Origin of the sequence: Pyxidicoccus caerfyrddinensis (genome assembly GCF_010894405.1) — a bacterium.
GTDB lineage: Bacteria > Myxococcota > Myxococcia > Myxococcales > Myxococcaceae > Myxococcus > Myxococcus caerfyrddinensis.
This window is the reverse complement of the sequence record NZ_JAAIYA010000023.1, coordinates 1-26,330: the sequence shown is the minus strand read 5'-3', so window position 1 is coordinate 26,330 and position 26,330 is coordinate 1. Positions and strand designations below refer to the sequence as shown.

The window sequence follows — 26,330 nt, the reverse complement described above, 5'->3', positions numbered from 1 at the left end:
CTTGCGCCTCGAACGGCGGGGCCGACCCCACCCGTCATTGACGCGGGATGTCCTGAGCAGGCTCCCACGTCCCGGCGAAGGCCGTGTAGCGGCGCAGGTTGACGGACAGGGCGCGGTGCACCTGCGTCTCCGGCGTCAGGTCCACGGGGCCTCCGCCGGGGGGCAGCGCCAGCCGGTCGAAGTGCGCGCCCTCGAACCAGCGGTGCGGCTGCACCTCCACGACGAAGAGCCCCTCGTCATCCAGCTCCGCTTCGATGGGCACGAAGTCCACGCGCTGCAGCTCCAGCGGTGGAGGGAAGTCCAGCGCGACACGGAAGGGCACGCGCTGCTCCTGGCGGAAGGCCGTGCCCTCCAGCAGCACCGAGCGACCGTTCAATGCCGCGCCCTCGGCGCCCAGTGCCTTCGAGGGAGGCTGGAGCAGCAGGGAGAAGGAGCGCGCCAGCCCGGCGATGCCCGGCGAGCGTCCCAGCACCCGCGCCTCGCCGCCGTCCGCCAGCAGGTCGAACACCACCTCACGGTCCCACTCGCCCAGCACCCGGCCTCCGGAGAAGAAGTCTCCCTCGTGCGCTCGCGCGGAGGGCAGCAACCACTCCCCCAGGCGGCGCAACCCGGTGGCCCGGGCCTGGAGAGGTGACGCGTTCTCGAAGAGGTAGATGGGGCCCAGCACCATCCGCCCGGAGGACAGCCGCACGCGCCAGCCGGTGTCGGTGGTGAGCTCGCCGGGCACCGTCTCACCGGGCGCGAGCGCGGTGCGCAGGCCCATTCGGAAGGTGATGCCACGGCCTCCGGTGCCGGACAGGCCGCAGGCGCCAACGCCTCCCACCAGCGCCGTGCCCAACATCAGCGAGAAGGCGCGCCGGGTGGTGCGCAGCGGGGACGTCATGGCGTGTCCTCCTGGAGGTCCAGGTACAGCGTGAAGGTGCCCGAGAAGGTGCGCGGCGCGCCCGCGGAGAAGTGCCGCGTGGCCAGCAGCGACGCGGGCGCATCCGGGCCGCGGAAGTTGGAGACGTAGTTGAACTCCGTCTCCCTCCAGCGCGTGTCGAGCAGGTTCTCCACCGTGAGCCCCACCTCGAACGCCTTCCACCGCGCGCGCGTGGCCACGTCGAAGAGGAAGACGGACTCGCTGAAGCGGTCCAGCGGGAGGGGCCTGGGGCCGACGGCGCTGTGCCCCACCGCCACGTTCCACCCCAGCTGCTCCCCCGCCACGGTGGCGGTGCCTCGCACGGACGCGTCCAGCCGACCGAGAAGCTGGGGGATGTACGGCATCACCGTGCCGTCCCACAGCTTCCACGCGGAGCCGCCCGGCACCGGCAGCGTCGCGCGCGCCCAGGCGAGCGAGGCCTGCACGTCCACCCGCTCCCGCCACGTCCCCCGCGCGGAGACGAAGGCCCCCAGTCGCTGCGACGCGCCGATGGGCTGGTTGCGACCGGCCTTCTCGTCGAAGACGAAGTCCTGCGACACGCGCGTGGCGAAGACGGCGCCGCGCGCCTCCAGGGTGTAGGGCCGCCCCTCGCCCTCCAGCCGCCAGCCCAGCCCCGTCTCGCCGGAGGTGACTCGCGCATACGGTGCCAGCTCCGAGTCGGACAGGGCGGCCGCGTCACTGGAGCGCGCGCCCAGGCCCACGCTGGTGAGCCAGCTCAGTCGCGGCGACAGTCGCACCTCGGCGGTGCCGCGCGGGCTGGCGAAGAAGCCGTAGGCCTCCAGCGACTCCTCGGGGATGCGCGTGCCGTCCCGGTCCACGGCGGGCCGGTTCTCGTCGTCCACGCCGAAGAGGAAGGTGTCCAGCCGCACGCCGCCGCGCAGGATGAGCCAGGACAGCGGTGCGGCGCGCAGTGACGCATGGGCCGCCAGGTGGGTGGTGCGCACCCGGTTGTCGAAGCGCGTGGTGTAGGGCGCACCGCCGCTGTCCCGCAGGCGCCGCGAGCGCGTGTGCACGTCATCGAAGCGGGCCTCGTAGCCCAGCTCCAGCGGCCGGGGCTGCCCGAGCAACGTGAGCCCCGGCGTGTAGCGCCCGCGCAGGCCCACGGTGGAGCCCTGGTAGTAGCCCTCGGTGTTGTCTCCGCGCTGGGCCTCCTCTCCGGGCGGCGTGTCCTGCAGGAAGCCGGTGAAGTTGTCGCGGATGCGCGTCTGCCGGAGGACGACGTAGCCCTGCTGCACGAAGCGTCCCCCGCGCTTCAGGCGGGAGGACAGCTCGGCGGAGAGGAGGTGGCGCTGGCCCGCGCCGCCCTGGTTGGCGTCGTACAGGCAGAAGAACTGCGAGTCCGCATCGGCGGCGCAGGGCAGCCGCGCGTCCACCACGTCCGTCTCCCGCACCACGCCCGCCGAGGAGAAGCGCGTGCCATAGCTGGTCCCGAACAGGCGCAGCCGCGTCTCGTCGCCCAGGCGCAGCTCCACCTGGGCCATGGCGCCCGCGCTGGCGTGCGCGCGGTTGGGGCCGAAGCCGTGGCCCTGGCGCAGCAGCAGCCCCACGAAGGTGGCGCTGTTCGACTCGGGCGGGCCCCACACCAGCGCCAGCCGGCGCGAGGCGAAGCTGCCGTAGGCGACGGACGCGGTGAGGCCCCGACGCTCCAGGCCGAGCTGGTACTCCACCGTGCCCGCCACGCCGAAGTCGCCTTGAGACGGGTCGAAGGGGCCTTCGGTGACGCGCAGGGCTTCGACCAACTCCGGGATGATGAAGTACGTGTCCGCGTAGCCATGGCCGTGCGCATGGGAGACCTCGTTGAGGGGCACGCCGTTGAGACGCAACTCCACGTCCTTGCCCTCGCCCGCGTCGAAGCCCCGGATGAAGAGGGTCTCCGCGTGGCCCTCGCCGCCGTGGTTGGCGAGCATGACGCCGGGAGCCAGCAGCATCAGGTCCGCCGCCGAGTGGCGCGGCACGTCCGCGAGCTGCCCCACGGGAATGTAGAGGTCTCCGACGGCGACGGGAGGCGGCGCGCTCGCCGTGCCGCGCACGGTGGTGGAGAAGGCCGGCGCCTCCGAGTCCGGGCCGGCCTGTGCGGCACCACCGTCCACGAGCGCAGGCTCTCGCACGGCCTCCGCGGAGCGTGAAGCGCCCTGCTCTTCCGCCGCCGCCTCCGCGGAGCGTGAAGCGCCCTGCTCCTCCGCCGCTACCTCCTCATTCCGTGCCGCCGTGCCCGACGCCGCCCCGTCCTCCGTGCCGTCCACGGGCTCCAGGTGATGTCCGTGCACCGGAGGCACGAAGGTGACGGGCACATCGGCCCGCACTTCAATCCGCTCCTCGCCCCGTCGCGCCGGCTGGAACCGCCAGCGCACGGCGGCGGCCATCGCCGCCCGGTCGAACGCCACGCCCGCCGACTGCCGCACCTCCACATGGGACACCTCTCCCGCCGTATCGATGGTGACTCGCAGGAGCACCGTGGCCGGAACTTCGGGAGGAGGCACTCCCACCGGCAGCACCGGGGGCGGTGCGTCCAGGGGCACGGGCGGCGTCACGGGCACTTCGGCCGTGGCGCTCAGCACACAGAGCACCAGCGTCGGAATCCACACGGATGAGGACCTCGCTCCAGATGGCACGGGCCCCGGACTCCACCCACCCATCGGGTGAGCCAGACCTCCGAGGCACCTGCACACCCAGATACCCCAGCCCTGGATTGACTTGCAACATAGTTGCATTTACATCCACGAAACATGAACGCACGACAATGGAAGTCCCGGGCGGCGTGGTGCGCGGCGCTGGCGGCCTGGGTGCTCGCGGGCGCGGCCTGCGACAACGTGGCCACGGGCGACGTGAAGGTGACGATGAGCGGAGGCGACGGCACCCAGCGCGGCCTGCCGGACACCCTCTTCGAGGACGGCTGGTCCATCCAGTTCACCCGCTACCTCGTGTCGCTGGGGGACTTCACCCTCACCTCCGCCGCTGGAGAGGTGCACACGAGCGCGCGGCACGTGCTGGTGGACGTGCAGAAGGGCGACGTGCCCCTGGCGGAGCTGAAGGGGCTGCCCGCGGGCCGCTGGGACGTGGGCTTCCGGCTGAGCCCGCCCCGGGACGACACCGAACTCCCAGACGGGCAGGTGTCCGCGGAGGACGCGGCGATGATGCGCGAGCGCGGCTTCAGCTACTTCGTGGAGGGGCGCGCGGTGAAGGCCGGCGTGGGCGTGCTCACCTTCCGCATGGGCTTCCCCGTGGAGGCACGCATGAAGGACTGCATCAACGGCGTGGACGGCACCCGGGGCATCATCGTGCCCGAGGCCTCCGTGGCCGAGGCCGAGGTCACCATCCACGCCGAGCACATGTTCTATGACCGGCTGGGCACGCACAAAGGCGTGCGCCTGCGCTTCGACGCCATCGCCGCCACCGCCGGCGAGGACGGCACCATCACCCCCGAGAGCCTCGCCTCACAGCAGCTCACGGACCTGCGCGACGGCCAGGGCCGGGAGCTGAGGGATTCGAGCGGGCAACCCGTCGTCTACCTCCCGGGCGCATATGACGTGAGGACGCTCCAGGAGTTCATCGCCCAGAGCATCGTCGACCAGGCGCACCTCAACGGCGGAGGCGTCTGCACCGTCGCGAGGTGAGGCACGAGGGGCGCCCCGGGTGCACGGTGTGTAGCGGGATGAACAATCGTCCACCGCACTGAACTGTTGGCGACTGGCCGTTCCCACTCGGGATACACAGTCTGGAACGGTCCCCTCACCGAGTCCCCCCGACATGCACCCCGGCCGTATCTTCATCGCCCAATCCGCGGAGTTTCAGCTCAAGCGACTCCCGGAGGACGTGCGACTCCACATCGAGACGCACCTGGAGAACCTCGCCTCGGCGCTGGAGCAGGGCGCGCCCGAGCAGCTGCTGGCGCGGCTGCAGCGGGTGGAGGACGGCTTCGTCGCCAACGTGGGAGCGGCCCTCATCTTCTTCTCCGTCGACGCCAACCTGCGGGCACTCACCGTCCAGCGCCTCGAGCAGGTGGACGTGCAGCCCGAGGGCTCGTCCGGGTAGCCGGCGTCACGCCGTCATGGGCAGTGCTTCCGGCGACTCCGACTCCACACAGGGAGCAACCTGCCGGTGGTCCATGCGGCGGGGCAGGCAGACGCGGAACGCCGTGCCCTCCCCTTCCGTGGAGCGCACGCCGAGCGTGCCCCGGTGCGCCTGGACGATGCTCTGCGCGATGTAGAGGCCCAGGCCCAGGCTCTCGCGGGCCATGGCCTCGGAGGAGCCCTCGCCCCGACGGAAGGGCTCGAACAGGTGCGGCAGCAGCTCCGGGGAAATGGGCGCGCCCTCGTTGTGGACCTCGAGGTAGACGCCCTCGCCCTTCTCCCACGTGGACAGGCGCACCGGCGTGCCCTCCGGGCTGTACTTCAGCGCGTTGTCCAGCAGGTTGGACAGCACCTGCGCCATGCGCTCCAAGTCCCAGGCGCCGTGCAGGCTGTCGCGCGCGAAGTCGCACTGGATGACCCGGCCCGGCCGCGTCACGTGCAGCTCGTCCACCACCCGGATGCACAAGTCGTTCAGGTCTCCAGCCTGGGGGACGACAGGAATGCCGCCGCCCAGGCGGGCGCGCGTGAAGTCCAGCAGCAGGTCGACAATCTGCTGGATGCGCTCACCGCCCCGCGCCACGCGCTCGAAGGCCTTGCGCTGCGCGGGAGGCAGCGCCTGCGTGCCGAGCTGCGCGGTCGCCGTGGCGAGGATGACGGACAGGGGCGTGCGGATGTCGTGGCCGACGACGCCCACCAGCTGCTGCTCCAGCTCCGCCGCGCGCCGCAGCTCCTCCGCGGCCCGCCGCTGCTCCGCCAGCTCCAGCGCCTGGCGCTTCACCTCCTCGCCGCGCAGGTACAGGTCCACGAACACCTGCACCTTGGCGCGCAGGATGTTCGGGTCCACCGGCTTGAGCAGGTAGTCCACCGCGCCCTGCGCATAGCCCTGGGTGACGTATGCCGCCTCGCGGCTGAGCGCGGTGATGAAGAGGATGGGCACGTGCCGTGTCCGCTCGCGGGCGCGGATCAGCCGGGCCGTCTCCAGGCCGTCCAGCCCCGGCATCTGCACGTCCATCAGGATGCAGGCGAAGTCACCGCGCAACAGCTCCCTCAGCGCCTCTTCCCCCGAGCGGACCGTCACCAGCTCCTGTCCCAGTGACTCCAGGATGGCCCTCAGGGCCAGCAGGTTCGCCGGGATGTCGTCCACCAGGAGGATGCGCGCGTGCGGCGACTCGGGCTCGGTGGAGGCCATGGGAGGGACGGCGGGGAGATGAGAGAGCGAGGAGGGCACCTTTCAATCCGTCTGCGGGGCGACGCCGCGTCTTGAGGAGGGAGGGGAGCGAGCAGCGGAGCGGGCCCCCGAGGGTCAGCCCGCTGCGAAGCGCCCTTTCTGAACACATCGCCATGGGGGCGAGTTCCCTCTCCCCGCGACACCCTTCCTGCCCCGCTGCCCGCTCCCCAGACGTACGCGCGCTGGGGTACATAGGAGTCATGGACTCTCCAGAGCTCCTCCAAGCCCGCCTCGCCCTGTGCCAGCCCCAACACACCGTGCTGGACCTCTTCCTCCAGAGCCTCCGGCAGAGCATCGCCGAGCTGACGGGAAAGCGCCTGGACGTGGAAGGAGACGTGCCCCCGCGCGGCGCCTCCACCCGGGGCGCCCCGGCGTTTCGCTCCGCGCGCGAGTACCTCCAAATGCTCCACGAGGGCGCCACCGCGCTGGTGGCCCAGGGCATGACGTACTCGGACGCAGTGGAGAAGCTCTCCTTCCACGCGGCCAACATCATCTTCTCCGCGCCCGTGGGGGAGATGGTGCTCTCCGTCGCCGGCAAGGACCCGAACGAGGGCCTGTCCGTGACACAGGGCATGGCCGGCGCCACCTCCACCTTCGGCGAGCGCGAGTACGAGCGCGTGTCGGACCGCTCGGCCCGGCTCATCTTCCGGGACGAGTTCTTCGGCCCCGCGTGGAGCCGCGGCATGGCGCTCAGCGGGCTGCTCAAGGGCAACCCCCAGCTCACCTTCCGGGTGGAGCTGGAGTCCGGCGAGCCGCCCTACTCGTCCTTCACGCTGCTGGTGAGCTGGTAGCCCCGCCACGCCGCCGGCCGGGCCGGGGCTCCTGCGAAGGAGCCCCGCCCGTGGCCGCGGCGAACTTCCGCCCCGCGTCAGGCCTGGGGCGGCTCGTTGCGGCGCGCTTCGACTTCCTTCTTCACCTGCTCCATGTCCAGCGCACGCACCTGCTTGACCAGGTCCTCCAGCGCGGCGGCCGGAAGCGCTCCGGGCTGCTCGAACAGGAGGATGCCGTCGCGGAAGACCATCAGCGTGGGGATGGAGCGAATCTCGAACGCGCCGGACAGCTCCGGCTGGGCGTCCGTATCAATCTTCCCGAAGACGATGTCCGGGTGCTTGCCGGAGGCCGCCTCGAACGTGGGCGCGAAGGCCCGACACGGGCCGCACCACGCCGCCCACCAGTCCAGGATGACGATGCCTTCCTTCGACACCGTCTCCTTGAAGTTGTCCTTCGTGATTTCCACCGCCGCCATGACGCGCCTCGCTTCCTTTAGCGGACTTCCAGCAACTCGACTTCGAACAGGAGCGTGGAGTTGGGGGGGATGACGGGCGGGTAGCCGCGCGCGCCGTAGCCCATCTCCGGGGGAATGGTGAGCTTGCGCACGCCGCCCACCTTCATGCCGGCGACGCCCTTGTCCCAGCCCTCGATGACCTGGCCCGCGCCGAGCCGGAAGGTGAAGCCCTGGCCCCGGTCCCGGCTGCTGTCGAACTTGGAGCCGCTGGTCAGCGTGCCCACGTAGTGCACCGTCACCGACTTGCCGGCCGTCGCCTCTGTACCGGTTCCCACCTTCACGTCTTCCACCTTCAGGCTCATTCACCTCTCCTCTTGCCGCGGGGGTGGGACACCTTAACGCGCCAGCCGTGCACGCGCCGCACCGTAAAACGCGCGGTGGCGCGGGGCCCGTTCGCTTCCGGGCACCGCGCCACCAGGTCAGCTCGCGAAATCCACTTCCACGACAGGCTGCTCAGAAGTTACCGCCGATGCTCACGGTGCCCTGGTAGCTGCCGCCCTCGTTGAAGTCGCCGCCGCCGGATTCCACGCCCGTGGCGAACTCCTTGTCGAAGAGGAAGTTGTAGTTGACGCGCGCATCCACGGCGAGGAATGAGCCGATGGCGCCCCGGAGACCGACGCCCGCCGGCACGCTGCCCACGGTGTCGTCCGTGAAGCCGAGCCCCTCGCCTCCGCGGAAGTTGTAGTCGTTGATGCCGATGCCGCCGAGCAGATAGGGCTGCCAGGGGGTGGCGAACAGGCCCAGGGTCGCCACGGCCGTGCCGCCGTTGCGGACGAGGTCCGGGCCGTCCACCGCGCCGCCCTCGGTCGGGATGTCGATGTTGTTCACCGCGCCGCTGTAGCCCAGCTCGATGCCGAACACCTTGGACGGCCGGATGGCCGCCGTCACACCCGCCGTGGCGCCTGGGTTGATCCGCGGCGCCAGCTCACCGGTGTAGCCCTCCACGCCGGCTCCGATGAGCAGCGACAGGCCTGTCATGTCGTTCTTGTCCTTCTCCTTCACCTCCAGCGGTTCAATGGGCTCCGCCGCCGCCTCGGCCGAGGGCCGGTAGTCGGGAGGAGGTGTGGCAACGCCGCTACCGCCCGTGGCTTGGTCCTGCGGCGGGTACACCTCGGTCTGCGGCGGAGGCTGCTCCTGGGTCTGCGGCGCAGTCTGCGGCGGCGGCATCACTTCCTGGGACGGCGGCGGGGTCAGCTCCTGGGACGGCGGGGCCTGCATCGTTCCACTGCCGCCCGTACCCTCCTTCACCGGCTCGCACCGCAGCATCATCTCGCCCGGCTTTCCGCTGCCGCCGGTGCCCTGTTCCTCCTGTCCCACGTTGCCGCTGCCGCCCACGCCTTCCTCGAGCAGCGGGTCCTGCGCCACGCCCGTGTCGGGCACCGGCTCCGTTTCGATGATGGTGGTGTCCTCCTGCTGGACGTCTCCCTCCACGGGCATCTCATCCTGCGACTGGGCCAGCATCACCCCTTGCGACGCCCCGTCAGCGCTTGCCCGTGAAGGCGGGCAGTCGCCGTCAGCAGCAACAGCCGCCGTGCCGTACATGAGCGCCGCGATGGCGCCCGCCAGAATCTTCGCTTTCATCCAACCCTCCATCGTCGAGTGGCTGACCTGAAGGTTGTTTGCGAAGTGACATCCGGCAAGGCGCCACCCGGCAAGGGCGGATCGCCGCACGGGCCGTCCGTCCGTGGGGCTGCCGGGCGTGGTGTGGAGGCAACAGGGGTTGCGCGAGGCTAACCCTCGCGCAGCCACTCGGTGCCGGTGACGACGGGCAGTTGCAACGCGCGCTCGCGGTCCAGGTCCAGGTTGCCGATGTGCAGCGACAGTGGGGACTGCACCCACTTGTAGATGGACTGGTGGAAGAGGCGGACGAACTTCTCCACGTAGCCACCCAGCCGCGCCGCCTCCACCTCCGGGAACATGGCGGTGAGCGCCTGGAGCATCTCCGCGGGGGTGAGCTTCTCGCCCGCGTGCAGGTAGAAGCAGGCGTCGAGCACGGGGAAGGGCATCAATTCCTCCTCCCCCACCTGGTTGTGCGCCAGCTCCGGACCGGCGGGCTTGGCGAGCACCTTCTTGATGCCCTCGTAGCCCGTCGTCTCCTGCAGGTAGTCGAGCAGGTACATCACCACCGTCTTCGGTACGTTGGCGATGACGGCCAGCGCCCCCATGAGGTCTCCGCCGATGGTTGTGTAGCCCACCGACTTCTCACTCATGTTGCCTGTCTGCAGGAACAGGCCGCCGCAGGAGTTGCTCCAGTTCCACATGCGCTGGGCGCGCAGGCGGGCCTGGATGTTCTGCTCGGTAATCGCCGTGACGGGCTTGTCCCCCAGCATCTTCTGGGCGACGGCGCGCTCGCGCTCGAAGGCCTCGTCGATGGAGACGACCTGGAAGGGCACCCCCAGCTCGCGCGCAATCGTCTCCGCCGCGTCGCTGGTGGCGTCGCTGGAATAACGGCTGGGCATGTAGAACGCGCGGATGAGCGAGCCCGGGTCCTCCCGCCGCGCCTTCTTCGCGTAGCGGTGGGCAATGAGCAGCGTCAGCAGCGAGTCACGCCCGCCCGACAGGGCGATTCCCAGCACCTTGAAGGCGCGCGTCTTCTCGAAGTAGTCGCCCACGCCCAGGGCCAGCGCGTCGAGCAGGTCCTCGCACAGGGCCTCGCGGCCGGGCCGGCGCTGGTCCGGCCCCGGGAGGAAGAAACTGCGATGCGGGGGCACCGGATACGTGAGGGCCTCGCGGCGCGTGCGCACCGCCGCGGTGCAGTCCACCACGGGGACCCGCTGGCCTCCGTTGGTCACCCACGCCTCGCGGTCCACGCGCCAGGTGGTGGCCTCGCCGCGCAGGCGCAGGGTGCGGTCCAGGTCCACCACCGCGGCGGCGTAGCCTTCCTGGAAGCGCGGCGTCTCCATGACGTGGCGGCCGTTCTGGTTGAGGAAGCCGCCGCCGTCGAAGATGAGGCCGTCGTTGCTGCCCAGCCCGTTGCAGTAGGCGATGGTGCACTGGTGGTCCGCCGCGCGCGTGGCGATGAGCTCGCGCCGCGTCTCCACGAACCCCAGACGAAAGGGAGAGGCGGACAGGTTCACCACCAGCTCCGCGCCGGAATAGGTGCGCCGGCGCATGGGGCCGTCCGCGCTCCAGATGTCCTCGCACACCTCCGGGGCCACGAGGCCGAAGTCGAACTGGAAGAGGTAGTCGCCCAGCGGCACGCCGCGATGGGTTTCCGCCATGCCCGGCTGGCCGCGGCCGAAAGTCCGGGCCTCGTAGAAGACGCTGTAGGTGGGCAGCTTCTCCTTGGGCACGAGCCCCAGCACGCGCCCGCCCGCCACCACCGCCGCGCAGTTGAGGCGCAGGCCCTGCCAGGCGATGCCCACGCCCACGACGAACACGGTGGGCAGCGACGCCGTCTCGCGGGCGAAGCGCTCCAGCTCCGGCCACTGCCGGTCGATGAAGCCCTGCCACTGCACCAGGTCCTCGGCCGGATAACCGGCGATGAGCTGCTCCTGGAAGACCCCGAGCGTCACCCCGTCCGCCGCCATCTTCTTCGCCTGCGCCAGGGCCCTGTCCGTGTTCTTGCTGAAGGCGCCCACGGTGGTGTTGACGCTGGCAAGCCCAAGCTTCACGAGCCGCATGGTGGTTCCAGTCCCCTTTCGGCCGGACGCGCCCGGGAGTGGCCCGCCGTCCGGCACCGGTGTGGGGTCCAGCAATGCCCGGCCCGCCGCTCAAGGCAAGTCCAACCCGCGGGCCAGAGGGGGGCCCGCGGTCAGTTCAGCGGCCCGGAGGGCCGCACGGGCTGGAGGCGACCGATGAGCTCGCCGATGTCCTCCATCACCGCCCCCAGGCGCCGCTTCACGTCCAGCTCGGCGAGCAGCTCCTGGCGGCGCTCGGCTTCCGGGACGACGGCGGAGGCCACCACGTCCGCCAGCGTGCCGCCCATGGCGCGCGCGGCCACCGGCAGCAGGTTCTCCGCGAAGGAGGGAGGCACCCGGCCGGCCAGCTCGAAGACGGCCTGGCGGAGCTGCTCCTCCTCGGGCCCCTGGTAGGGCAGGTCCGGCAGCACCTGGGCGGAGACCTCGCGGTAGAGCTTGTCGCCCGCCAGCTCGCTGTCCAGGCGGACGCGGCACACGCCCTGGAGGAGGATGTTGTAGCGCCCCTCTTCCACCTGCTCGTCCCAGATGATGATGCCCGCGCACATCATGGGCTGCATGGGGGGCTTGCCGCCGTAGCCGCCCTCCCAGCCGGACTCGAGCTGGGCCAGCGCCATGACGCGGTCCCCGGCGAGCGCGTCCTTCACCAGGGCGCGGTAGCGCGGCTCGAAGATGTGGAGGGGGATGACGGTGTGCGGGAAGAGCACCGCCGAGGGCAGCGGGAAGACCTTCAGCGCGCTGGCGGCGCGCTCGACACGTTCTTGAGCGGTCATTGGGGGCACCCCTGTGGAGATAAGCCCATCGACCCCAGGCCGCATTCCAAACATGCGGCCCGCCGAGCGCTCTTCCCGGGCTACACCGACATGTGGGTTCCGCCGGGCCGGGCAGGATACAGCGCCAGCAGCAGCGCACCCGCCGAGGCGGAGAACACCGAGTAGTCCAGCGGCTCCTTGGGCCCGAAGGAGAGGGCCATGGCGGTGCCGAACAGCGCCAGCAGCGCGGAGGCCCCCAGCGCCACCTGGCGCCGCCGGAAGCCGAGCACCAGCAGGAGGCCCAGGGAGACTTCGGCGACAGTCGCGGCCCACGCGAGGAACGGAATGGTGGCCGCGGGCATGAAGGCGTTCACCTCGCCCGTGTAGCGGATGAAGTTGTCGAAGTACCCGAGGCCCGGGTCTGCCTTCCAGACGCCGAAGCGGCTGGCGACGGCGGACAGGAAGGCGCCGCCGAGCGCGAGGCGGGCATACAGCAGCCCGAGTCGCTCCAGCGTCCAGACGCGCGGGGAGGCCGCCACATGGCTCGATGCGGTGGTGTGCATGGGCGTCACTCCACGGTGGCGAGGAACGCGGCACCGTGCTCCTCGCACCAGCGCTGATACGTCTTGAGTCGGTCGCCGGACGTCACCCGGCCGGTGACCTCGCCATCCTTGCCGAGGTACTCGATGGCGCCGCGCACGGTGATGAGGAGGACGGTCGGCTCGTCGCCCACGGCCATCCAGGTGTCGACGTTGCCGGTTGGCTCGTAGACGTAGGTGCCCGGGCCAATCACCTCGCCGGTGTCGAGGAGCTTGCGACTGCCGGAGACGTTGAAGCCGTGCACCTCGCCGGTGTGGCGGTGCAGGGGGATGACGGTGCCGGGCTCGAGCCGGAAGAGGTACGTCCAGCCGCTGTCGTCGCGGAAGAAGCGCAGCGGCTTGAAGGACATCCCGGGGCGGCCCATGGGAATCCAGGGCATGCGGTCGGGGTGGACGGGGTGCGAGGCGGCGAGGGCAACGGGCGTCATGGGTGTCTCCTGGCGTCTTGAAACGACGGCAGAGTGCCCTCCGCGATGTCCCGATGGCAGAGCCAGGATTGACGAATCTCATTGGGCCAATCCAAGGTTGCGGGCGGTATGGACCTGCACGTCAACCTCCAGAGCCGCCGCGACATCGCCGGGCAGATATACCGGGAGCTGCGCGCGGCCATCCTCGACGGCCGGCTGCGGCGCGGAGAGCGGGTGCCGCCCACGCGCGAGCTGGCGAAGCGCCTCTCGGTGTCGCGCAACACGGTGAGCGTGGCCTATGAGTGGCTCACCGCCGAGGGCCTGCTGGCGGGCCGCACCCGGGCAGGCAGCTTCGTGCAGGGTGAAGCGCCCGGGAGCAGTGGCCGCGTGAGAGCGTCCTCGGCGATGCGGCTGCGCGCCCGGGCCATCTGGAGCACCCTGCCCGACCCGCGCGCCCCCGACGCGCCCATGGCCCATGACTTTCGCGTGGGCATTCCGGACGCGCGGCTGTTCCCCTTCGAGACGTGGCGCCGGCTCCTGGCGCGGCAGCTCCGGGCCGCCACGGCGCCGTCGGGGCACGCGGAAGCGGCCGGCCACCTCGGGCTGCGCGAGGCGGTGACCCGGCACGTGGGTGTCGCTCGGGGCGTCCACGCGGACGCGGGGGACGTCCTCGTCACGCACGGCGCGCAGCAGGCGCTGGACCTCATCGGGCGGGTGTTGCTGGAGCCGGGGGACTGCGTCGCCGTGGAGGAGCCGGGCTATCCGCCCGCGAGGATGCTGTTCCAGTCGCTGGGGGCGCGCGTGGTGTCCGTCCCCGTCGACGCGGAGGGGCTCGACGTGCGCGCGCTGCCGGACGACGCGCGGCTCGTCTACGTGACGCCCTCGCACCAGTTCCCTCTCGGCATGCCCATGTCGCCCGCGCGGCGGACGGCGCTGCTCGACTGGGCGAAGCAGCGGGACGCGGTGGTCATCGAGGACGACTACGACAGCGAGTTCCGCTTCGGCGGACGCCCGCTGGAGACGCTGTTCAGCCTGGACCGCTCCGGCCGGGTCATCTACGTCGGCTCGTTCTCGAAGGTGATGCTCCCCGCGCTGCGCCTGGGGTTCCTCATCGCGCCGCCCTCCATCCAACGGGAGCTGCGGGTGGCCAAGCAGGTGAGTGACTGGCACAGCCAGTGGCCGGCGCAGGCCGCGCTCGCGCGCTTCATCGACGAGGGACTGCTCGCGCGGCACATCCGCAAGATGCGGCGCGAGTACGAGAGCCGGCACGAGCGCATCCTGGAGCGGCTGACGCGCGACTTCGGCGACTGGCTCCGGCCGGTGCCGTCCGTGGCGGGCCTGCACCTGAGCGCGACGCTCCGTCGGGGGGGCCTGAAGCTGGAGCGGGAGACCCTGGAGCGTGCGCAGGCGGCCGGGGTGGGCATCGAGGGACTGTCGAGCTACTGCGCGAGCAGGCCCGCGCAGCCGGGCTTCGTGCTCGGCTATGGCGCGGTGGCGACCACCCACATCGACGAGGGACTTCGCCGCCTGCGCGCCTGTGTCGCGGCGGCGGCCACGGCGAAACGCCCGTAAGAGGACAACGCCGGCCCGCACACAGGGGTGAACCTCGAACAGGTCCTGGAGGCAGGGTGTGCATCAGGCCGCCAGGGGTGAGGGCCGGGCGCATAGGATGAGCGCGTGGAGTCCTGGTCCCCGCTCGGTGCGCACGTCGTGGATGTCCTCTTCGCGGGGCTGGCCCGCCGCGCCCGGCTGTTCACCAACGGCTGGGGCGACGAGCAACTCCTGGAGAAGGTGGAGGTGGGGACCTCCTTCCTCCCGGAGCCGGCCCGCGTCTCACCCGTCTGGGGTGAAGCCAGGCCGCACCGGGGCACGTGGCTTCGCGACGGCACCTTCACCTCTCCCCTGCCCCTCCTGGCCCCACCCGTCCAGACGGCACATGTCCGCTGGCTGAGCGCGGAGAACACCCGTGGGCGCTCGGCCTGTGTGGTGCTCGCCGCTTCGCGCGAAGAGGGCTACGTGCTGCGCGAGCGCCTCTACACGCCGCTGGTCCGCGAGGGCATCGACCTCTTCCTGCTGGAGAATCCGTACTACGGCGTGCGCCGTCCGCTCGGGCAGAAGGGCGGCGCGCTGCGCACCGTCAGCGACCACGTGCTGATGAACCTCGGCATGGTGGAGGAGGCCCGTGCGCTGCTCACGTGGCTGCGTGACGCCGGCTACGCGCGCCTGGGCATCGCGGGATACAGCATGGGCGGGTACATGGCGGCGCTCACGGCGGTGCTCTTCCCGGGACCGCTCGCCGTGGCGGCGCTGGCCGCGGGCGCGTCCCCCGTGCCCGTGTTCACCCGGGGCCTGCTGTCGTGGTCCATCTCCTTCGCACAGCTCGACGGCGCCCGGCGTGACGCGGAGCAGGCCCGTCAACGGCTGGGCCGCATCTTCGACCTGGCGAACCTGACGAAGTTCCCGCCCCCGCGACAGCCCGGCGCGGCCATCCTCCTGGCGTGCAGGAAGGACGGCTTCGTCCCGGCGGCGGAGACGCGCACCCTGCACGCGCACTGGAAGAAGAGCGAGCTGCGGTGGGTGAACGCCGGGCATGTCTCCGCCATCCTCACCGAGCGGACGGCGCTGTGCGCGGCGGTCCGAGACTCACTCGCGCGTGTAGCGCCCCATTCACAGCAATCCGCATGACCATGGATGCCATCAAGACGCTGACCTCCATTGCCACCGCCGCGATGAAGCCGCTCGCCAAGGTGGGCGGCTTCAAGAAGAAGGAGCTGACCTGGCGCCGCCGTCATGGTGAGACGCTCCAGGTGGTCAACGTGCAGCGCTCGCACGGCAACACCGCGAGCGAGGCGAGCTGCTACGTGAATGTGGCCATCGCCTTCGACGCTCTCTACCGCCTGGAGAAACAGCCCGTCCCCGACGCGCCCCGGGAGCACGAGTGTCACTTCCGCGAGCGGATGGAGCACCTGGTCGCGGGGGCTCCGTCCTCCTGGAGGGTGGACGCGAGCACCGATGAAGCGAAGCTGACGGAGCGGCTCGCGGCGGACCTCGCGCGCGCCGCCGCGTTTCTCCACGCGGTGGACGGCCCCGCGAAGCTGCTGCGGCACCAGGCGCTGGACCATGGCGCCGAGCTCTTCCTGCGCGCGCAACTGCGGTACGTGACGGGCGACCTCGATGGGGCGCGAGTCGGACGCGGACCCGGACTTAAACGCGGAGCGGCTGCGGCGCTCGCTGTCCCTGCGCGAGCTGGTGGCCCGCATGCGCGAGGGGGGCGAGACGAACAACGTGTACCTCGTGGCCCGCAACAGCCTGCTGCTGCGCGAGGCGTTCCGGCCATTGCTCGCGGACCTGCGGGCGCCGGCCGGCTACATCCAGCCGGACATCTCCGCGCCGGACAGCGTGCACCTGTGGTTCGGCCCGGCGGGCACGCTGTCCAATCTGCACCACGACCATCTCAACGTCCTGTTCTGCCAGGTGCTGGGGCGCAAGCGCTTCTGGCTGGTGCCCTCCTGGGAGACACCCTGGCTCTACAATGACCGGGGCCTCTACAGCGCGGTGGACATCCTCGCGCCGGACGTGGCGCGCCTCCCGGACTTCGCTCGCGCCACGGTGCACACGTGCGAGGTGGGGCCGGGGGATGTGCTGCTCATCCCGGTGGAGTGGTGGCACGCGGTGCAAGCGCTGGACGTGAGCTTGTCGGTGACGTTCGTGAGCTTCGACCGGGCCTCGCGGAACACGGAGTGGCGGGACTACTGGCTCGGCCCCCAGCCGGAGAAGGTGGCGCGATGAAGGAAGGCAACGGCGGTGCTACTTCATCAAGTCATTTGCATACTTTGCCAATAGACGCGCACGCTCCGACCGGAAAGCCAAGTAGTCGTCGCGAAAGAGCAAGGACTCGGGACAGAAGGCTCTCTGAAGAATATCCGAAACGCTAGTCGGCATCTTGGCTCGATATATGCTTGGTGCTTCACCGCCGAGGATTTTGTTGTCCGCGCTAGACAGGAAGCAAAAGTTTGCCAGGGGGTTGATGTTGTCTGTGCTGAATCCGCGCGACTTTAGGAAGGCGCGGGGGAAGACATGGTGGAACTCATTGCGATTCCCAGCCCTAAGGACGTTGGCAAGGTCTACTGGCGCGCCAGAGACAAAGCTCAATGGGTTCCTCTGAGCTAGCATCAGAATCATTGTCTTGGTGTTGACTGTGTCTATTGTAAATGTGTTGCTCTCAAAGAAATCTGGCGTAACGGTTGTTGTGAATGAATCAAGATTTGAATGTGCGCCACTCTTGAGCTTTGCAGCTTCTTCGATATCGGTCTTTAAGCTTCGAAGCACGCCACTGCTGTATCTGCGGGAGAAACAAGTGCGCCAGAACCAACGAACAAGTATTTGGCGTTGGGCATCCATATACGTCGCAATCTGATTGCCCGGAACCGAAAAGAATACGGACAACGGAACTAGAATGGTGTGGAATGGCAGATTCTGAAGTGACTCGACCTTCAGGTTTGTGCGAAGGAAATCAATGGCGCCTTTGACGCCGTTGAGCACCTCTGTGAATCGCTCGCGGACGCTTGCTCCGTTTAGATTGAGTAGAGTCTCTGGCGACGCATCCCCGGCTATTATTGCTGCTGCGCAGCGAAGTAGGAGATTGGTATCTTCGCCTACCTCCTCGAAGCCAAATGGCTGGAGTTCTTCGGTTAGGCCCTTAAATCTTTGGGTGAGATCGAATTCCACGCTCCAAGTCCAGGCTGCGAGGAGTTGCAGTGTGTCCAAGGGCACGCCGCGACGGTTTACGCGCTCGAATACAATTGCGACCGTAGCCTTGTCTTCCGTGGTGATCATTTGGACAGGAAGCTGGGCTTCTTTGAACCTGGACTGCATTTCGTCGATTTTTTGAATTGCGTCGTCGGGCAAGCCCTCGGTGGCTTGGCGGTACCCGACCGTGTTAAATAGGCACTTGAGGGGAAAGTGTCTGCTTCGATCTGCCGCTGCCGGATCTAGAACGATGAATTGCGACTCTTGCGCACTGGGGCTGGCTTTGTAGTCGAAGTAGATATGGGTCCAAGGAGCCGGCTCCGGCTCTGGAATGTCTGTTTGGAATACTCCAAAAATCGATGTAATTCGCTGCTGACCATCTAGAACGTAGTCAATGGGATAGTCAGTGTCGGGAGGAGGGAGATCGAAGGGCCCTAGCTTTCGTTCAACCTTGAGGGATTGCCTTGTTCTCCAGAGCAATAGCGTGCCGAATGGATATCCTTTGTAGAGGCTATCCATAAAAAACGCCACCATGTCGGGCTTTTCGTTCCAGACAAACCCGCGCTGGAATGCTGGGATGCGAATTTGTCCGTTGTGTATTTGCTCTAGCAGCTTTCGAATTGTTAGTTCGGGCATGGAGCTTTCCTGGATGCTCAGCGTTATGGTCGTGACTCTACTTCGCTGGGTGTGATCTGACAAAGTCCCATGGCGGTCAGGTCACGCGCACCGCAAGCTGCTGCGCCGTCGACACGCTGCGCTGTGCCTGAATGCGAAGCTGGGAGGGCCCCTATGGCGCAAGAAGTCCCGGATGTCGGCTCGCCAAGAGAGTCTTCCTGCACCAAGCCTCGGTCGGAGAAGATGGCGCGATGAAGGAAGGCAACGGCGGTGCGCGGCTCACGCCCGAGTGGCGGCGCTGGGTGGTGGACAACCTGCTGCGAGGCGCGGACGCCCCGGACCTCGTCGAGGTGCTCGCAGGCGCCAGCGTGGACGCGGGGCTGGCGCGCGCGGCCGTGCAGGCCGAGCTGGAGGACCCGTGCTTCGAGGGGACCCGGAAGGCGCTCGGGCTGCACCGGAAGCTCGAAGGGCTGCTGGACCTCTATGGAGACCTCTACCGGCAGGCGGAGGGCCATGCACGGGTCGAGCGCCGCGAGTCCCTGTCCCGGGAGGAGTTCTTCGACCGGTACTACTTCCAGAACCGGCCCGTGGTGCTGCGCGGCAAGGTGGTGGCGGAGGCAGCGGGGTGGTTGCCGGAACGCCTCGCCCCGTTGCTCGACTCGCTGGGGATGAGGGACGCGGCTGGACGCGGCGCCCGCGCGGTGTCGCTGGCGTCTCACCCGGACCTGCGCCCGCTGCTGAGGCCCCTGCTGGCGCTGCGGAGGTGCGGAGCAAGCAGCGCGCTGCGCGCTTGGACCAGGCGACGCTGCTCAAGCGCAGTTTCGACTTCGACGTCTTCACCTGTCCTGGCTGCGGCGGGCGCCGGAGGGTACTGGCGGTGCTCAAAGGCCCCGGCATCAAGGAGGTGTTGAGGCACCTGGGATTGCCCACCGTCCCCTTGCCCCTGGCATCTGCACGGGGCCCGCCCCAACGGGAGTGGCTGCACTGAAGGGCACAGGCACCCCGACACCTCGGTTTCAGCGCCACCGGCTGGGCCACACAGGCCGCCCGACACGCAAGCAGTGCGCGCGCAGGCACGCGGCGGGGGGGCCGCGCACCCCCTCGAGGGCCACGGCCCGCCAGCGTCCGAGGGGGGCGCACAGAGCGGCTACCGGACGCCGAGGTGAAAGTGGCCGCCAATTCCGCCTATACGTCCAGAGGTCGGGCCGCCGCCGCTTCTCATGCTCGAACCACTCCGAGGCCCGCGCCCGGACGACGTCCGGCGCCCGGCCCCGGAAGGTGCGGTAGTAGGCCCGGTTCATGAAGAAGCGGTCCCTTCTCATCACCTGCCAGAAGCCCAATGGAGCGAAGCCGAGCCCGCTCCGCAGCGGCCCCAACCCCCGGGGCCAGGGGCCGTCCCTGCGCAGGTAGAAGTCCTGGAAGCGGACCATGCTTTTGCAGGACAGGAGCGTCCCATCCACGTCGAAGAAGACATACATGGTGGGCTACCCGTTCCCGCATGAGGTGGAAGAGAGCTTCGTGAGCAGCTCCCGCGCCTTCGCCGCCCGCTGCACCACAGAGGTCGCCCGCTCCGCTGCTCACGGGGACAGGCGCCTGCTACCGAGCGGCTGACGGCACTCCAGGGGGACCGCGGCACGTCACGTCCGCGTCGCTTGTTCTCTGTCTGGGAGCGGAGACGGCTGATGGCCGTCGCGGGAGTTTCTGATGGTGGATCTGGCGCGAAAGAATCTGTTGCACGACAAGTTGAGGTTCTTGATTACGGTCTCAGGCGTGGCGTTCGCGGTGGCGCTCGTGTTCGTCCAGGTCGGGCTGTTCCTGGGCCTGATGCGCAACGCCACCATCACCATCGAGCGGCTCGGCGCCGACCTCTGGGTGACCTCGCGGAACACCCCCAACGTGGACTTCGCGCACGCCTTCTCCGAGTCCCGCGTGGAGCGCGTGCGCTCCATTCCCGGCGTGGCCCGCGCCGACAACCTCATCGTCGCGTTCATGAACGTGAACCTGCCGAGCGGAGCTGAGGAGGGGACGCTCGTCTACGCCATGGAAGACTTTGGCGCGTGGAACTTCCCCTGGCATGTGCTCGAGGGTGACACGGAGGACCTGCGGCGCGGCAACTATGTCTTCATCGACGAGTCCGCGGCGAAGCGCTTCGGCCCGTTCGCCGTCGGGGACTACCGCGAGTACCTGGGCACCCGGCTGAAAATCATCGGGCGCACCACCGAGGCGCGCTCCTTTACCACCACGCCCCTGTCGTTCATGGACTACCAACTGGCGCAGCGGCTCCTGCGCTCGAATACCGGCAGCCAGACGATGTACATCCTCGTCAAGCTCGCCCCCGGCGCGGACGTGGAGGGCGTGCGCGCCGAGATGAAGCAGCGCCTGCCCTACAACGACGTCTACACGAGCGACGAGTGGGCCACACGCTCCCGCAACTACTGGATCGTCAGCACCGGCCTGGGCTTCAACCTGGGGCTGACGGTCTTCCTGGGCTGCCTGGTGGGTGTCGTCGTGGTGGCGCTGACGCTCTACACGTCCACGATGGAGCACCTCAAGGAGTTCGGCACCGTGAAGGCCATTGGCGGCAGCAACCGGGACATCTACGGCATCCTGGCACGGCAGGCGCTCATCTCCTCGGTCGTGGGGTTCGTGCTCGGCGCCATCCCCTCCCTGGCCCTGCGCCCGCTGGTGTCACGGCTGGGGGGGCTCGAGCTGCAAATCACTCCGCTGCTCATGGTCTGGACCTTCGTGGGGACGGTCGTCCTGTGTCTCGCGGCCGCGATGCTCTCGTTCCGCAAGGTCGCCGCCATCGACCCGGCACTCGTCTTCCGGGGTTAGGAGCGTGAAAACCATGTCTGTCCTTCGAGCGCAGCACATCATCAAGACCTTCCAGGAGGGGCGCGAGACGGTAAACGTGCTCCGGGGAATCGACCTCACCCTCGAGCGAGGGGAGATTGTCGTGCTGGAGGGGCCCTCCGGCTCGGGGAAGACGACGCTCCTGTCCATCCTCGGCTGCATCCTGACGCCCACCGGCGGGGAGCTGGAGGTGGATGGGCGCAAGATTGACCCCCGGCGGCCCGAGCTCCTGCCGGACGTGCGCAAGCGCTCCATCGGGTTCGTCTTCCAGCAATACAACCTGTTCCCCGCGCTCACGGCGCTGGAGAACGTGGAGTTCGCCCTCAACATCAAGGGTTGCCGGGGGCCGGAAGCGCAGCAGGAGGCGGAGCGGGTGCTGCGCGCGGTGGGACTGGCGGAGCGGCTGCGATTCCTGCCTCGGGACATGTCGGGCGGACAGAAGCAGCGCGTGGCGCTGGCGCGCGCCCTGTCGGGCCACCCGCCCATCCTCCTCGCCGATGAGCCGACCGCCAACCTCGACTCCGAGGTGGGAGGCCAGATCCTCCGCATCTTCCACGACCTGGCCAAGAAGGAGGACCGCAGCTTGCTCATCGTGACGCACGACCCGAGGGTCCGCGCCTTCGCGGACCGGGTCCTCCACATTTCCGACGGCCTGCTGGCCAACTGAGGAACGCGCATGAAGCTGTCGAAACTGATGATGCGGGGCCTGCCGCCGATGGTGGGGGTGGGCGCCGTGGTGCTGTTCCTGGTGCAGACACGGCCTCCCGCCGACGCCACTCCCGCGACGCCCCCCGTCGTGGAGGCCCGGCAAGCCGGCGGCATCCGCGCCGAGGGGCATGTGGTGGCCTATCCGGGCGCCATGGTCACCGTCGGCACCGAGGTGAAGGGAACCATCGCGGAGCTGCGAGTGGAGGAGAAGAGCGTGGTGAAGAAGGGAGAGGTGCTCGCGCTCCTCTCCACCACCCAGCAGCGCGCGGCGCTGTCCGAGTCCCGGGCGCAGCTCTCCGAGGCGCGGGCGCTACTCCGCCAGGCGGCGGTCGACCTGGAGCGCGAGAAGCGCCTGGAGGAAGCCGGCGTGGTGACGGCGCAGGCGCTGGACCTGGCCCACCGGGACCGCGACGTGGCGCAGGCGCGCGTGGAGATGGGCCGGGCCCGGGTGAAGACGCTGGAGAGCGTGCTGGACAAGGCGCGCATCGTGGCCCCTATCGACGGGGTGGTCATCTCCCGGATGGTGCATCCAGGAGAGACGGTCTCCGAGGGCACGCCGTTGCTCACCATCGCCGACCTCTCGCGGGTGCGCGTGGAGGCCGAGGTGGACGAGTTCGACGCGGGGCGGGTGGAGGTGGGCACGCGGGTGGAGGTCTCCGCGGAGGGCTTCGATGACCAGTCCTGGAATGGGAGGGTCGAGGACATTCCCGACGCGGTGGTGGACCGCCGCCTCAAGCCCCAGGACCCAGGCCGCCCGGTGGACACGCGGGTGCTGCTGGTGAAGGTGGCGCTGGCGGAGCCCACACCGCTCAAGCTCAACCAGCGGGTGGATCTCTCCCTCACGCCGAAGTCGGACACGCCCTCCACGCTGGGGCAGGCGCGGGCCGAGTCCTCCGGAACCGCCGCGCGGTGAGCGGGCGCTCCCCTCCTCGAACCCGAGGGGAGTGCCTCAACGCAGGACAGCTGTACCGTCCACTGAAAGGCATGGGTCGTAACGCTCGATGGTGACCCGCCCGTTGGCTCCGGGCGGTGCCCGTTTGTTCCGATGCCTGTCATTCCCCTTCTTTCGGAGGGGTCTTTGCCATCGCGCTCGTGCCATGACGACCCACTCCAGGAGGGCGCCGGCCCGATGATGATTCCCAATCCAGACGCGAAGGCGATGAACACCGCCCACCACGCCCATTGGCCGGTGGGCCTGCCGCACTCCATCTCCACCCCCGACACCAGCCTGTATGTGAATCTGCAGGTCTCCGCGCTGCGCTACCCGAACAGGCCCGCCGTCGTCTTCTACGACACGGTGCGGACCTACGCGCAGGTGCACGAGGAGGTGCTCGCGCTCGCGGGCTACCTGCAGAACGAGTGCGGCGTGCAGCGCGGAGACCGCGTGCTGCTGGACATGCAGAACAGCCCGCAGTTCCTCATCGCCTTCTACGCCATCCTCCGTGCCGACGCGATGGTCGTCCCGGTCAATCCCATGCTGCTGACCGGGGAGCTTCAGCACTACGTCACCGACAGCGGTGCGAAGGTCGCCATCGCCTCGCAGGAAGTCTTCTCCCGCGTCGCGCCGCTGCTTGGGAAGACGTGCCTCACGAAGGCAGTGGTGGCGGCTAGGCGTTGGGGGGAGGGGCGGTGGTGGGGATGGGGGTGCAGGAGGCGGGGCCGTGCGGGCGGGGGTACGCGCGTCGGCGGCCGGAAGAGACGGTGCTGCACGGGGCGGTGCGGGAGGGCCTGGCCACCCTCCTCGAAGAGGCGCAGGCGGTGGGCCGAGGCCTGCCGCGCTTCGTGGAGCGGGAGTTTGCCCGCTATTTGGAGTGCGGGGTACTGGCCCATGGCTTCGCCCGGGTGCGCTGCGAGGGGTGCAAGGACGAGTTGCTGGTGGCCTTCAGCTGCAAGGGGCGGGGCCTGTGCCCCTCCTGCAACGCCAGGCGGGCGCACGTGACGGCGGCGCACCTTGTGGAGCGGGTGCTGCCTCATGCGCCCTACCGGCAGTGGACGCTCTCCTTCCCCTTCCGGGTGCGGTGGGTGCTGGCGAGGGACGCCCGCCTCTTCTCCGCGGTGCTGTCCATCTTCCTTCGGGCGCTGGCTGCCCTGCAGCGCAGGCGGGCGAGGAGGCTTGGGGTGAGGGGGGCGCAGGCGGGCGCCGTCACCTTCCTGCAGCGCTTCAGCAGCGCCCTTGCCCTCAACCCGCACATCCACTCGGTGGTGCCCGACGGCGTCTGGGTGGAGGAGGGGGAGGGAGCGCGCTTCGTGCCGCTGCCTCCCCCCACGCAAGAGGAGGTGGAGCGGCTGGTGGCGGTGGTTCGCCACCGGGTGCTGCGGCTGCTGGAGAGGCGGGGCGTGCTGCCGGCGGAGGGGCCCGAAAACGCCCTCGAGGCCCTGCAAGCCGCCAGCCTGCAGCAGCTGCTGCCGTGGGCCAAGGCGGAGGTGCGAGCGCCGCCGAGGAGTCGCCCTCGCTGCGCGCAACTGGAGGGCTTCTCCCTGCACGCCAACACCCACCTGCATGCCAATGACAGGGAGGGGCTGGAGAGGCTGTGCCGCTACGGGGCGAGAGGGGCCCTGGCGATGGAGAGGCTGACGAGGTTGGAGGATGGGCGCCTCTCCTACCGCATGAAGCGGCCGCTGCCGGACGGCACCAGGCACCTGGTGCTGCCGGTGGACGCCTTCCTGCGGCGGCTGGCCGCGCTGGTACCTCCGCCCGGCAGCAACCTTGTCCGCTTCCATGGCCTCTTTGCCCCGGGAGCGGCGCTGCGGCCCCGGGTGGTGCCCAAGTCCGAGGCGCCAGCGCCAATTTCAGCTGAGGCCCCTGCTGGCGCTGCGGAGGTGCAGAGCAAGCAGCGCGTTGCGCGGTTGGACTGGGCGACGCTACTGAAGCGCAGTTTCGACTTCGACGTCTTCACCTGTCCTGGCTGCGGCGGGCGCCGGAGGGTACTGGCGGTGCTCAAAGGCCCCGGCGTCAAGGAGGTGTTGAGGCACCTGGGGTTGCCCTCCGTCCCCTTGCCCCTGGCATCTGCACGGGGCCCTCCCCAAGGCGAGTGGCTGCACTGAAGGGCAGAGGCCCCCCGACACCTCGGTTTCAGCGGCACCGGCTGGGCCACACAGGCCGCCGGACAGGCAAGGAGTGCGCGCGCAGGCAGGTGGCGGGGGGCCGCGCACCCCTCGAGGGCCACGGCCCGCCTGCGTCCGAGGGAGCGCACAGAGCGGCTACCGGACGCCGAGGTGAAAGTGGCCGCCCATTCCGCCTATACGTATACGTATCAGGACCTGAACTTCTACTGGATTGAAAGGTTTAATCCCAGATGAACATTCTTTGTGGGGGACTCGCGATTCTTGGACTCTGCCTTCCGATTCCAGGACACACGGTTGCAAGTCTCATGGAGGCTGGGTGGTTGAATCAATCTGAAGAAGACGGATTCTGGGCTTCCGCCAGGATTTTTGGCTCAGATACCTATCGTCTCAGCGTTAACTCAACCGGTGATGAGCAGCTTCTGACACGAGTGTTTCTTCGAGAGAGGCAGGGGGCCGAGCCCGAAGCGTCGCAGGGGCCGTTGCAACGCGCTCTTGACGCCATGTGTCCCAAGGGCGGCGACCGGTGCCGCCATGAGAAGATTTCATTCTGGCGACTCAAATGCGGAACTGGATGGCTCTTGTATGCGCCCAGCCTTCACTCCTCGCGTGCGGAACTCGCGGAAATCTGTAAGGCGCCGCCGTACAGCGAATGAAGGCGCTTCCTGCAGCGCCGCACAAGCGCACCTGTTTTCCGCGCACGCGGCGCTGCTCCTCAGTGAAGTTGTACCGTTTTCGCGGAGTCCCACTCGCTGTGCGAAAAGGACCCCACGATGCCGAAGACACGTCCACCGTATGACCCGGAGTTCCGGCAGCGGATGGTAGAGCTGCACCGGGCTGGGTGGTCTGCGAAGAGCCTGGCTGCCGAGTTCGGCTGCACCGAGCAGAGCGTACGTAACTGGAGCAAGCAGGCGGGTAGCAGGTGCTGGGCGTCTCCGAGAGCGGCTACCACGCCTGGCGCACGCGCCTGCCCTCAAAGCGGGCGGTAGCCGACGCGGAGCTGACCGGACGTATCCGCGCCATCCATTCCAAGAGCCGCGAGACGTACGGGGCACCGCGCATCCACGCCGAGCTGGCCGCCGAGGGCGTCTGCGTGGGCCGCAAGCGCGTCGCTCGACTGATGCGAGCAGCCTGCCTTCAGGGGCGAGCCGACGAAAGGGGTGCACCACCACGGTGCGGGATGAGCGGGCGCGGCCGGCTCCAGACCTCGTGGACCGCGACTTCGAGGCGCCCGGGCCCGACCTGCTCTGGGTAGCCGATATCACCTATGTGCCCGCGTGGAGCGGCTTCCTCTACCTGGCCGTCGTGCTCCGTTGAGGCCCCTGCTGGCGCTGCGGAGGTGCAGAGCAAGCAGCGCGTTGCGCGGTTGGACTGGGCGACGCTACTGAAGCGCAGTTTCGACTTCGACGTCTTCACCTGTCCTGGCTGCGGCGGGCGCCGG

23 protein-coding genes and 3 pseudogenes are annotated in these 26,330 nt (G+C 69.2%); 14 read left to right on the top strand and 12 right to left on the bottom strand.

What is annotated here, in order from left to right; all coding sequences use genetic code 11:
- Nucleotides 1-34: 34 nt before the first annotated feature.
- Together G4D86_RS39310 and G4D86_RS39305 are read right to left on the bottom strand one after the other, a co-directional pair.
- Nucleotides 35-883: a hypothetical protein gene (locus G4D86_RS39310; RefSeq protein ID WP_163999441.1), complete on the bottom strand. Its 849-nt coding sequence runs from the start codon at nt 881-883 to the stop codon at nt 35-37.
- Nucleotides 880-3,558: a TonB family protein gene (locus G4D86_RS39305; RefSeq protein ID WP_163999440.1), complete on the bottom strand. Its 2,679-nt coding sequence runs from the start codon at nt 3,556-3,558 to the stop codon at nt 880-882. Before G4D86_RS39305 ends, G4D86_RS39310 begins: the two co-directional genes overlap by 4 nt.
- Before the next feature lie 90 nt (nt 3,559-3,648).
- On the opposite strand from G4D86_RS39305, the gene G4D86_RS39300 reads away from it, so the two are divergent.
- Together G4D86_RS39300 and G4D86_RS39295 are read left to right on the top strand one after the other, a co-directional pair.
- Nucleotides 3,649-4,536 (top strand): hypothetical protein, encoded by an 888-nt coding sequence (locus G4D86_RS39300; protein WP_163999439.1) that lies wholly within the window; start codon nt 3,649-3,651, stop codon nt 4,534-4,536.
- Between the two features lie 133 nt (nt 4,537-4,669).
- On the top strand, nt 4,670-4,954 hold the full coding sequence (locus G4D86_RS39295) for a hypothetical protein (protein ID WP_163999438.1): 285 nt from the start codon (nt 4,670-4,672) through the stop codon (nt 4,952-4,954).
- 6 nt (nt 4,955-4,960) lie between these two features.
- Here the strand turns inward: G4D86_RS39295 and G4D86_RS54000 are convergent, their stop codons facing one another.
- Nucleotides 4,961-6,181 carry a hybrid sensor histidine kinase/response regulator gene (locus G4D86_RS54000; RefSeq protein WP_163999437.1) on the bottom strand — a complete coding sequence of 407 codons (1,221 nt, stop codon included), beginning with the start codon at nt 6,179-6,181 and terminating at the stop codon, nt 4,961-4,963.
- Between the two features lie 239 nt (nt 6,182-6,420).
- On the opposite strand from G4D86_RS54000, the gene G4D86_RS39285 reads away from it, so the two are divergent.
- Complete coding sequence (locus G4D86_RS39285) at nt 6,421-7,011, top strand: DUF2378 family protein (protein ID WP_163999436.1); 591 nt, start codon at nt 6,421-6,423, stop codon at nt 7,009-7,011.
- Between the two features lie 77 nt (nt 7,012-7,088).
- On the opposite strand, the gene trxA is transcribed toward G4D86_RS39285, so the two are convergent.
- The 7 genes from trxA to G4D86_RS39250 form a co-directional block, all read right to left on the bottom strand.
- Nucleotides 7,089-7,466: a thioredoxin gene (trxA, locus tag G4D86_RS39280; RefSeq protein ID WP_163999435.1), complete on the bottom strand. Its 378-nt coding sequence runs from the start codon at nt 7,464-7,466 to the stop codon at nt 7,089-7,091.
- Between the two features lie 17 nt (nt 7,467-7,483).
- Nucleotides 7,484-7,807: an FKBP-type peptidyl-prolyl cis-trans isomerase gene (locus G4D86_RS39275; RefSeq protein WP_163999434.1), complete on the bottom strand. Its 324-nt coding sequence runs from the start codon at nt 7,805-7,807 to the stop codon at nt 7,484-7,486.
- Nucleotides 7,808-7,958: 151 nt separating this feature from the next.
- Entirely contained in the window at nt 7,959-9,086 is a 1,128-nt protein-coding gene (locus G4D86_RS39270; protein ID WP_205520183.1) for an outer membrane protein, read from the bottom strand.
- A gap of 149 nt (nt 9,087-9,235) precedes the next feature.
- Nucleotides 9,236-11,128 carry an NAD(+) synthase gene (gene nadE / locus G4D86_RS39265; protein WP_163999432.1) on the bottom strand — a complete coding sequence of 631 codons (1,893 nt, stop codon included), beginning with the start codon at nt 11,126-11,128 and terminating at the stop codon, nt 9,236-9,238.
- Between the two features lie 131 nt (nt 11,129-11,259).
- A complete protein-coding gene (locus tag G4D86_RS39260) occupies nt 11,260-11,916 on the bottom strand; it encodes an LON peptidase substrate-binding domain-containing protein (RefSeq protein ID WP_163999431.1) in 657 nt (218 codons plus the stop codon).
- 80 nt (nt 11,917-11,996) lie between these two features.
- Nucleotides 11,997-12,458, bottom strand: coding sequence for a DoxX family membrane protein (locus G4D86_RS39255; RefSeq protein ID WP_163999430.1), 462 nt, complete (start codon nt 12,456-12,458; stop codon nt 11,997-11,999).
- A gap of 5 nt (nt 12,459-12,463) precedes the next feature.
- Entirely contained in the window at nt 12,464-12,922 is a 459-nt protein-coding gene (locus G4D86_RS39250) for a cupin domain-containing protein (RefSeq protein WP_163999429.1), read from the bottom strand.
- 108 nt (nt 12,923-13,030) lie between these two features.
- On the opposite strand from G4D86_RS39250, the gene pdxR reads away from it, so the two are divergent.
- The 4 genes and pseudogenes from pdxR to G4D86_RS39230 all read left to right on the top strand — a co-directional run bounded on the left by pdxR (nt 13,031) and on the right by G4D86_RS39230 (nt 16,690).
- Nucleotides 13,031-14,473 (top strand): MocR-like pyridoxine biosynthesis transcription factor PdxR, encoded by a 1,443-nt coding sequence (gene pdxR / locus G4D86_RS39245; RefSeq protein WP_163999428.1) that lies wholly within the window; start codon nt 13,031-13,033, stop codon nt 14,471-14,473.
- A gap of 105 nt (nt 14,474-14,578) precedes the next feature.
- The gene (locus G4D86_RS39240) at nt 14,579-15,586 is read left to right on the top strand and encodes an alpha/beta hydrolase family protein (protein ID WP_163999427.1); all 1,008 of its coding nucleotides are present in this window, start codon (nt 14,579-14,581) and stop codon (nt 15,584-15,586) included.
- Nucleotides 15,583-15,942 (top strand): annotated as a pseudogene (locus G4D86_RS54360) (DUF4304 domain-containing protein); the annotation flags it as partial. The gene G4D86_RS39240 and the pseudogene G4D86_RS54360, both read left to right, overlap by 4 nt.
- Before the next feature lie 133 nt (nt 15,943-16,075).
- Nucleotides 16,076-16,690: a cupin-like domain-containing protein gene (locus G4D86_RS39230; protein ID WP_163999426.1), complete on the top strand. Its 615-nt coding sequence runs from the start codon at nt 16,076-16,078 to the stop codon at nt 16,688-16,690.
- An 18-nt stretch (nt 16,691-16,708) separates the two neighbouring features.
- On the opposite strand, the gene G4D86_RS39225 is transcribed toward G4D86_RS39230, so the two are convergent.
- Nucleotides 16,709-18,286: a DUF262 domain-containing protein gene (locus G4D86_RS39225; protein WP_163999425.1), complete on the bottom strand. Its 1,578-nt coding sequence runs from the start codon at nt 18,284-18,286 to the stop codon at nt 16,709-16,711.
- Between the two features lie 230 nt (nt 18,287-18,516).
- Here G4D86_RS39225 and G4D86_RS39220 point away from each other — a divergent pair, with 230 nt between their 5' ends.
- Nucleotides 18,517-19,176 carry a hypothetical protein gene (locus tag G4D86_RS39220; RefSeq protein WP_163999424.1) on the top strand — a complete coding sequence of 220 codons (660 nt, stop codon included), beginning with the start codon at nt 18,517-18,519 and terminating at the stop codon, nt 19,174-19,176.
- A gap of 105 nt (nt 19,177-19,281) precedes the next feature.
- On the opposite strand, the gene G4D86_RS54355 is transcribed toward G4D86_RS39220, so the two are convergent.
- On the bottom strand, nt 19,282-19,695 hold the full coding sequence (locus G4D86_RS54355; RefSeq protein ID WP_420821884.1) for a hypothetical protein: 414 nt from the start codon (nt 19,693-19,695) through the stop codon (nt 19,282-19,284).
- 322 nt (nt 19,696-20,017) lie between these two features.
- On the opposite strand from G4D86_RS54355, the gene G4D86_RS39210 reads away from it, so the two are divergent.
- The 6 genes and pseudogenes from G4D86_RS39210 to G4D86_RS39185 form a co-directional block, all read left to right on the top strand.
- Nucleotides 20,018-21,100 carry an ABC transporter permease gene (locus tag G4D86_RS39210; RefSeq protein WP_163999422.1) on the top strand — a complete coding sequence of 361 codons (1,083 nt, stop codon included), beginning with the start codon at nt 20,018-20,020 and terminating at the stop codon, nt 21,098-21,100.
- Between the two features lie 13 nt (nt 21,101-21,113).
- The gene (locus G4D86_RS39205; protein ID WP_163999421.1) at nt 21,114-21,785 is read left to right on the top strand and encodes an ABC transporter ATP-binding protein; all 672 of its coding nucleotides are present in this window, start codon (nt 21,114-21,116) and stop codon (nt 21,783-21,785) included.
- A gap of 9 nt (nt 21,786-21,794) precedes the next feature.
- The gene (locus G4D86_RS39200; RefSeq protein WP_163999420.1) at nt 21,795-22,739 is read left to right on the top strand and encodes an efflux RND transporter periplasmic adaptor subunit; all 945 of its coding nucleotides are present in this window, start codon (nt 21,795-21,797) and stop codon (nt 22,737-22,739) included.
- A 132-nt stretch (nt 22,740-22,871) separates the two neighbouring features.
- Nucleotides 22,872-23,396, top strand: a pseudogene (locus G4D86_RS54350) (AMP-binding protein); the annotation flags it as partial.
- Nucleotides 23,397-23,464: 68 nt separating this feature from the next.
- Entirely contained in the window at nt 23,465-24,871 is a 1,407-nt protein-coding gene (locus tag G4D86_RS39190; protein ID WP_240360724.1) for a transposase, read from the top strand.
- Nucleotides 24,872-25,662: 791 nt separating this feature from the next.
- A pseudogene (locus G4D86_RS39185) lies at nt 25,663-26,200 on the top strand (IS3 family transposase); the annotation flags it as partial.
- Nucleotides 26,201-26,330: the final 130 nt, after the last annotated feature.

Bases quoted from the DNA above. Each gene is read 5' to 3' on its own strand.
- G4D86_RS39225 (WP_163999425.1), bottom strand. From the start codon at position 18,286: ATGCCCGAACTAACAATTCGAAAGCTGCTAGAGCAAATACACAACGGA.
- G4D86_RS39230 (WP_163999426.1), top strand. From the start codon at position 16,076: ATGGGGCGCGAGTCGGACGCGGACCCGGACTTAAACGCGGAGCGGCTG.
- G4D86_RS39275 (WP_163999434.1), bottom strand. From the start codon at position 7,807: ATGAGCCTGAAGGTGGAAGACGTGAAGGTGGGAACCGGTACAGAGGCG.
- trxA (WP_163999435.1), bottom strand. From the start codon at position 7,466: ATGGCGGCGGTGGAAATCACGAAGGACAACTTCAAGGAGACGGTGTCG.
- G4D86_RS54355 (WP_420821884.1), bottom strand. From the start codon at position 19,695: ATGGTCCGCTTCCAGGACTTCTACCTGCGCAGGGACGGCCCCTGGCCC.
- G4D86_RS39295 (WP_163999438.1), top strand. From the start codon at position 4,670: ATGCACCCCGGCCGTATCTTCATCGCCCAATCCGCGGAGTTTCAGCTC.
- G4D86_RS39250 (WP_163999429.1), bottom strand. From the start codon at position 12,922: ATGACGCCCGTTGCCCTCGCCGCCTCGCACCCCGTCCACCCCGACCGC.
- G4D86_RS39300 (WP_163999439.1), top strand. From the start codon at position 3,649: ATGAACGCACGACAATGGAAGTCCCGGGCGGCGTGGTGCGCGGCGCTG.
- G4D86_RS39190 (WP_240360724.1), top strand. From the start codon at position 23,465: ATGGGGGTGCAGGAGGCGGGGCCGTGCGGGCGGGGGTACGCGCGTCGG.
- nadE (WP_163999432.1), bottom strand. From the start codon at position 11,128: ATGCGGCTCGTGAAGCTTGGGCTTGCCAGCGTCAACACCACCGTGGGC.
- G4D86_RS39305 (WP_163999440.1), bottom strand. From the start codon at position 3,558: ATGGGTGGGTGGAGTCCGGGGCCCGTGCCATCTGGAGCGAGGTCCTCA.
- G4D86_RS39255 (WP_163999430.1), bottom strand. From the start codon at position 12,458: ATGCACACCACCGCATCGAGCCATGTGGCGGCCTCCCCGCGCGTCTGG.
- G4D86_RS39310 (WP_163999441.1), bottom strand. From the start codon at position 883: ATGACGTCCCCGCTGCGCACCACCCGGCGCGCCTTCTCGCTGATGTTG.
- G4D86_RS39285 (WP_163999436.1), top strand. From the start codon at position 6,421: ATGGACTCTCCAGAGCTCCTCCAAGCCCGCCTCGCCCTGTGCCAGCCC.
- G4D86_RS39270 (WP_205520183.1), bottom strand. From the start codon at position 9,086: ATGAAAGCGAAGATTCTGGCGGGCGCCATCGCGGCGCTCATGTACGGC.
- G4D86_RS39205 (WP_163999421.1), top strand. From the start codon at position 21,114: ATGTCTGTCCTTCGAGCGCAGCACATCATCAAGACCTTCCAGGAGGGG.
- G4D86_RS39200 (WP_163999420.1), top strand. From the start codon at position 21,795: ATGAAGCTGTCGAAACTGATGATGCGGGGCCTGCCGCCGATGGTGGGG.
- pdxR (WP_163999428.1), top strand. From the start codon at position 13,031: ATGGACCTGCACGTCAACCTCCAGAGCCGCCGCGACATCGCCGGGCAG.
- G4D86_RS39260 (WP_163999431.1), bottom strand. From the start codon at position 11,916: ATGACCGCTCAAGAACGTGTCGAGCGCGCCGCCAGCGCGCTGAAGGTC.
- G4D86_RS54000 (WP_163999437.1), bottom strand. From the start codon at position 6,181: ATGGCCTCCACCGAGCCCGAGTCGCCGCACGCGCGCATCCTCCTGGTG.
- G4D86_RS39220 (WP_163999424.1), top strand. From the start codon at position 18,517: ATGAAGGAAGGCAACGGCGGTGCGCGGCTCACGCCCGAGTGGCGGCGC.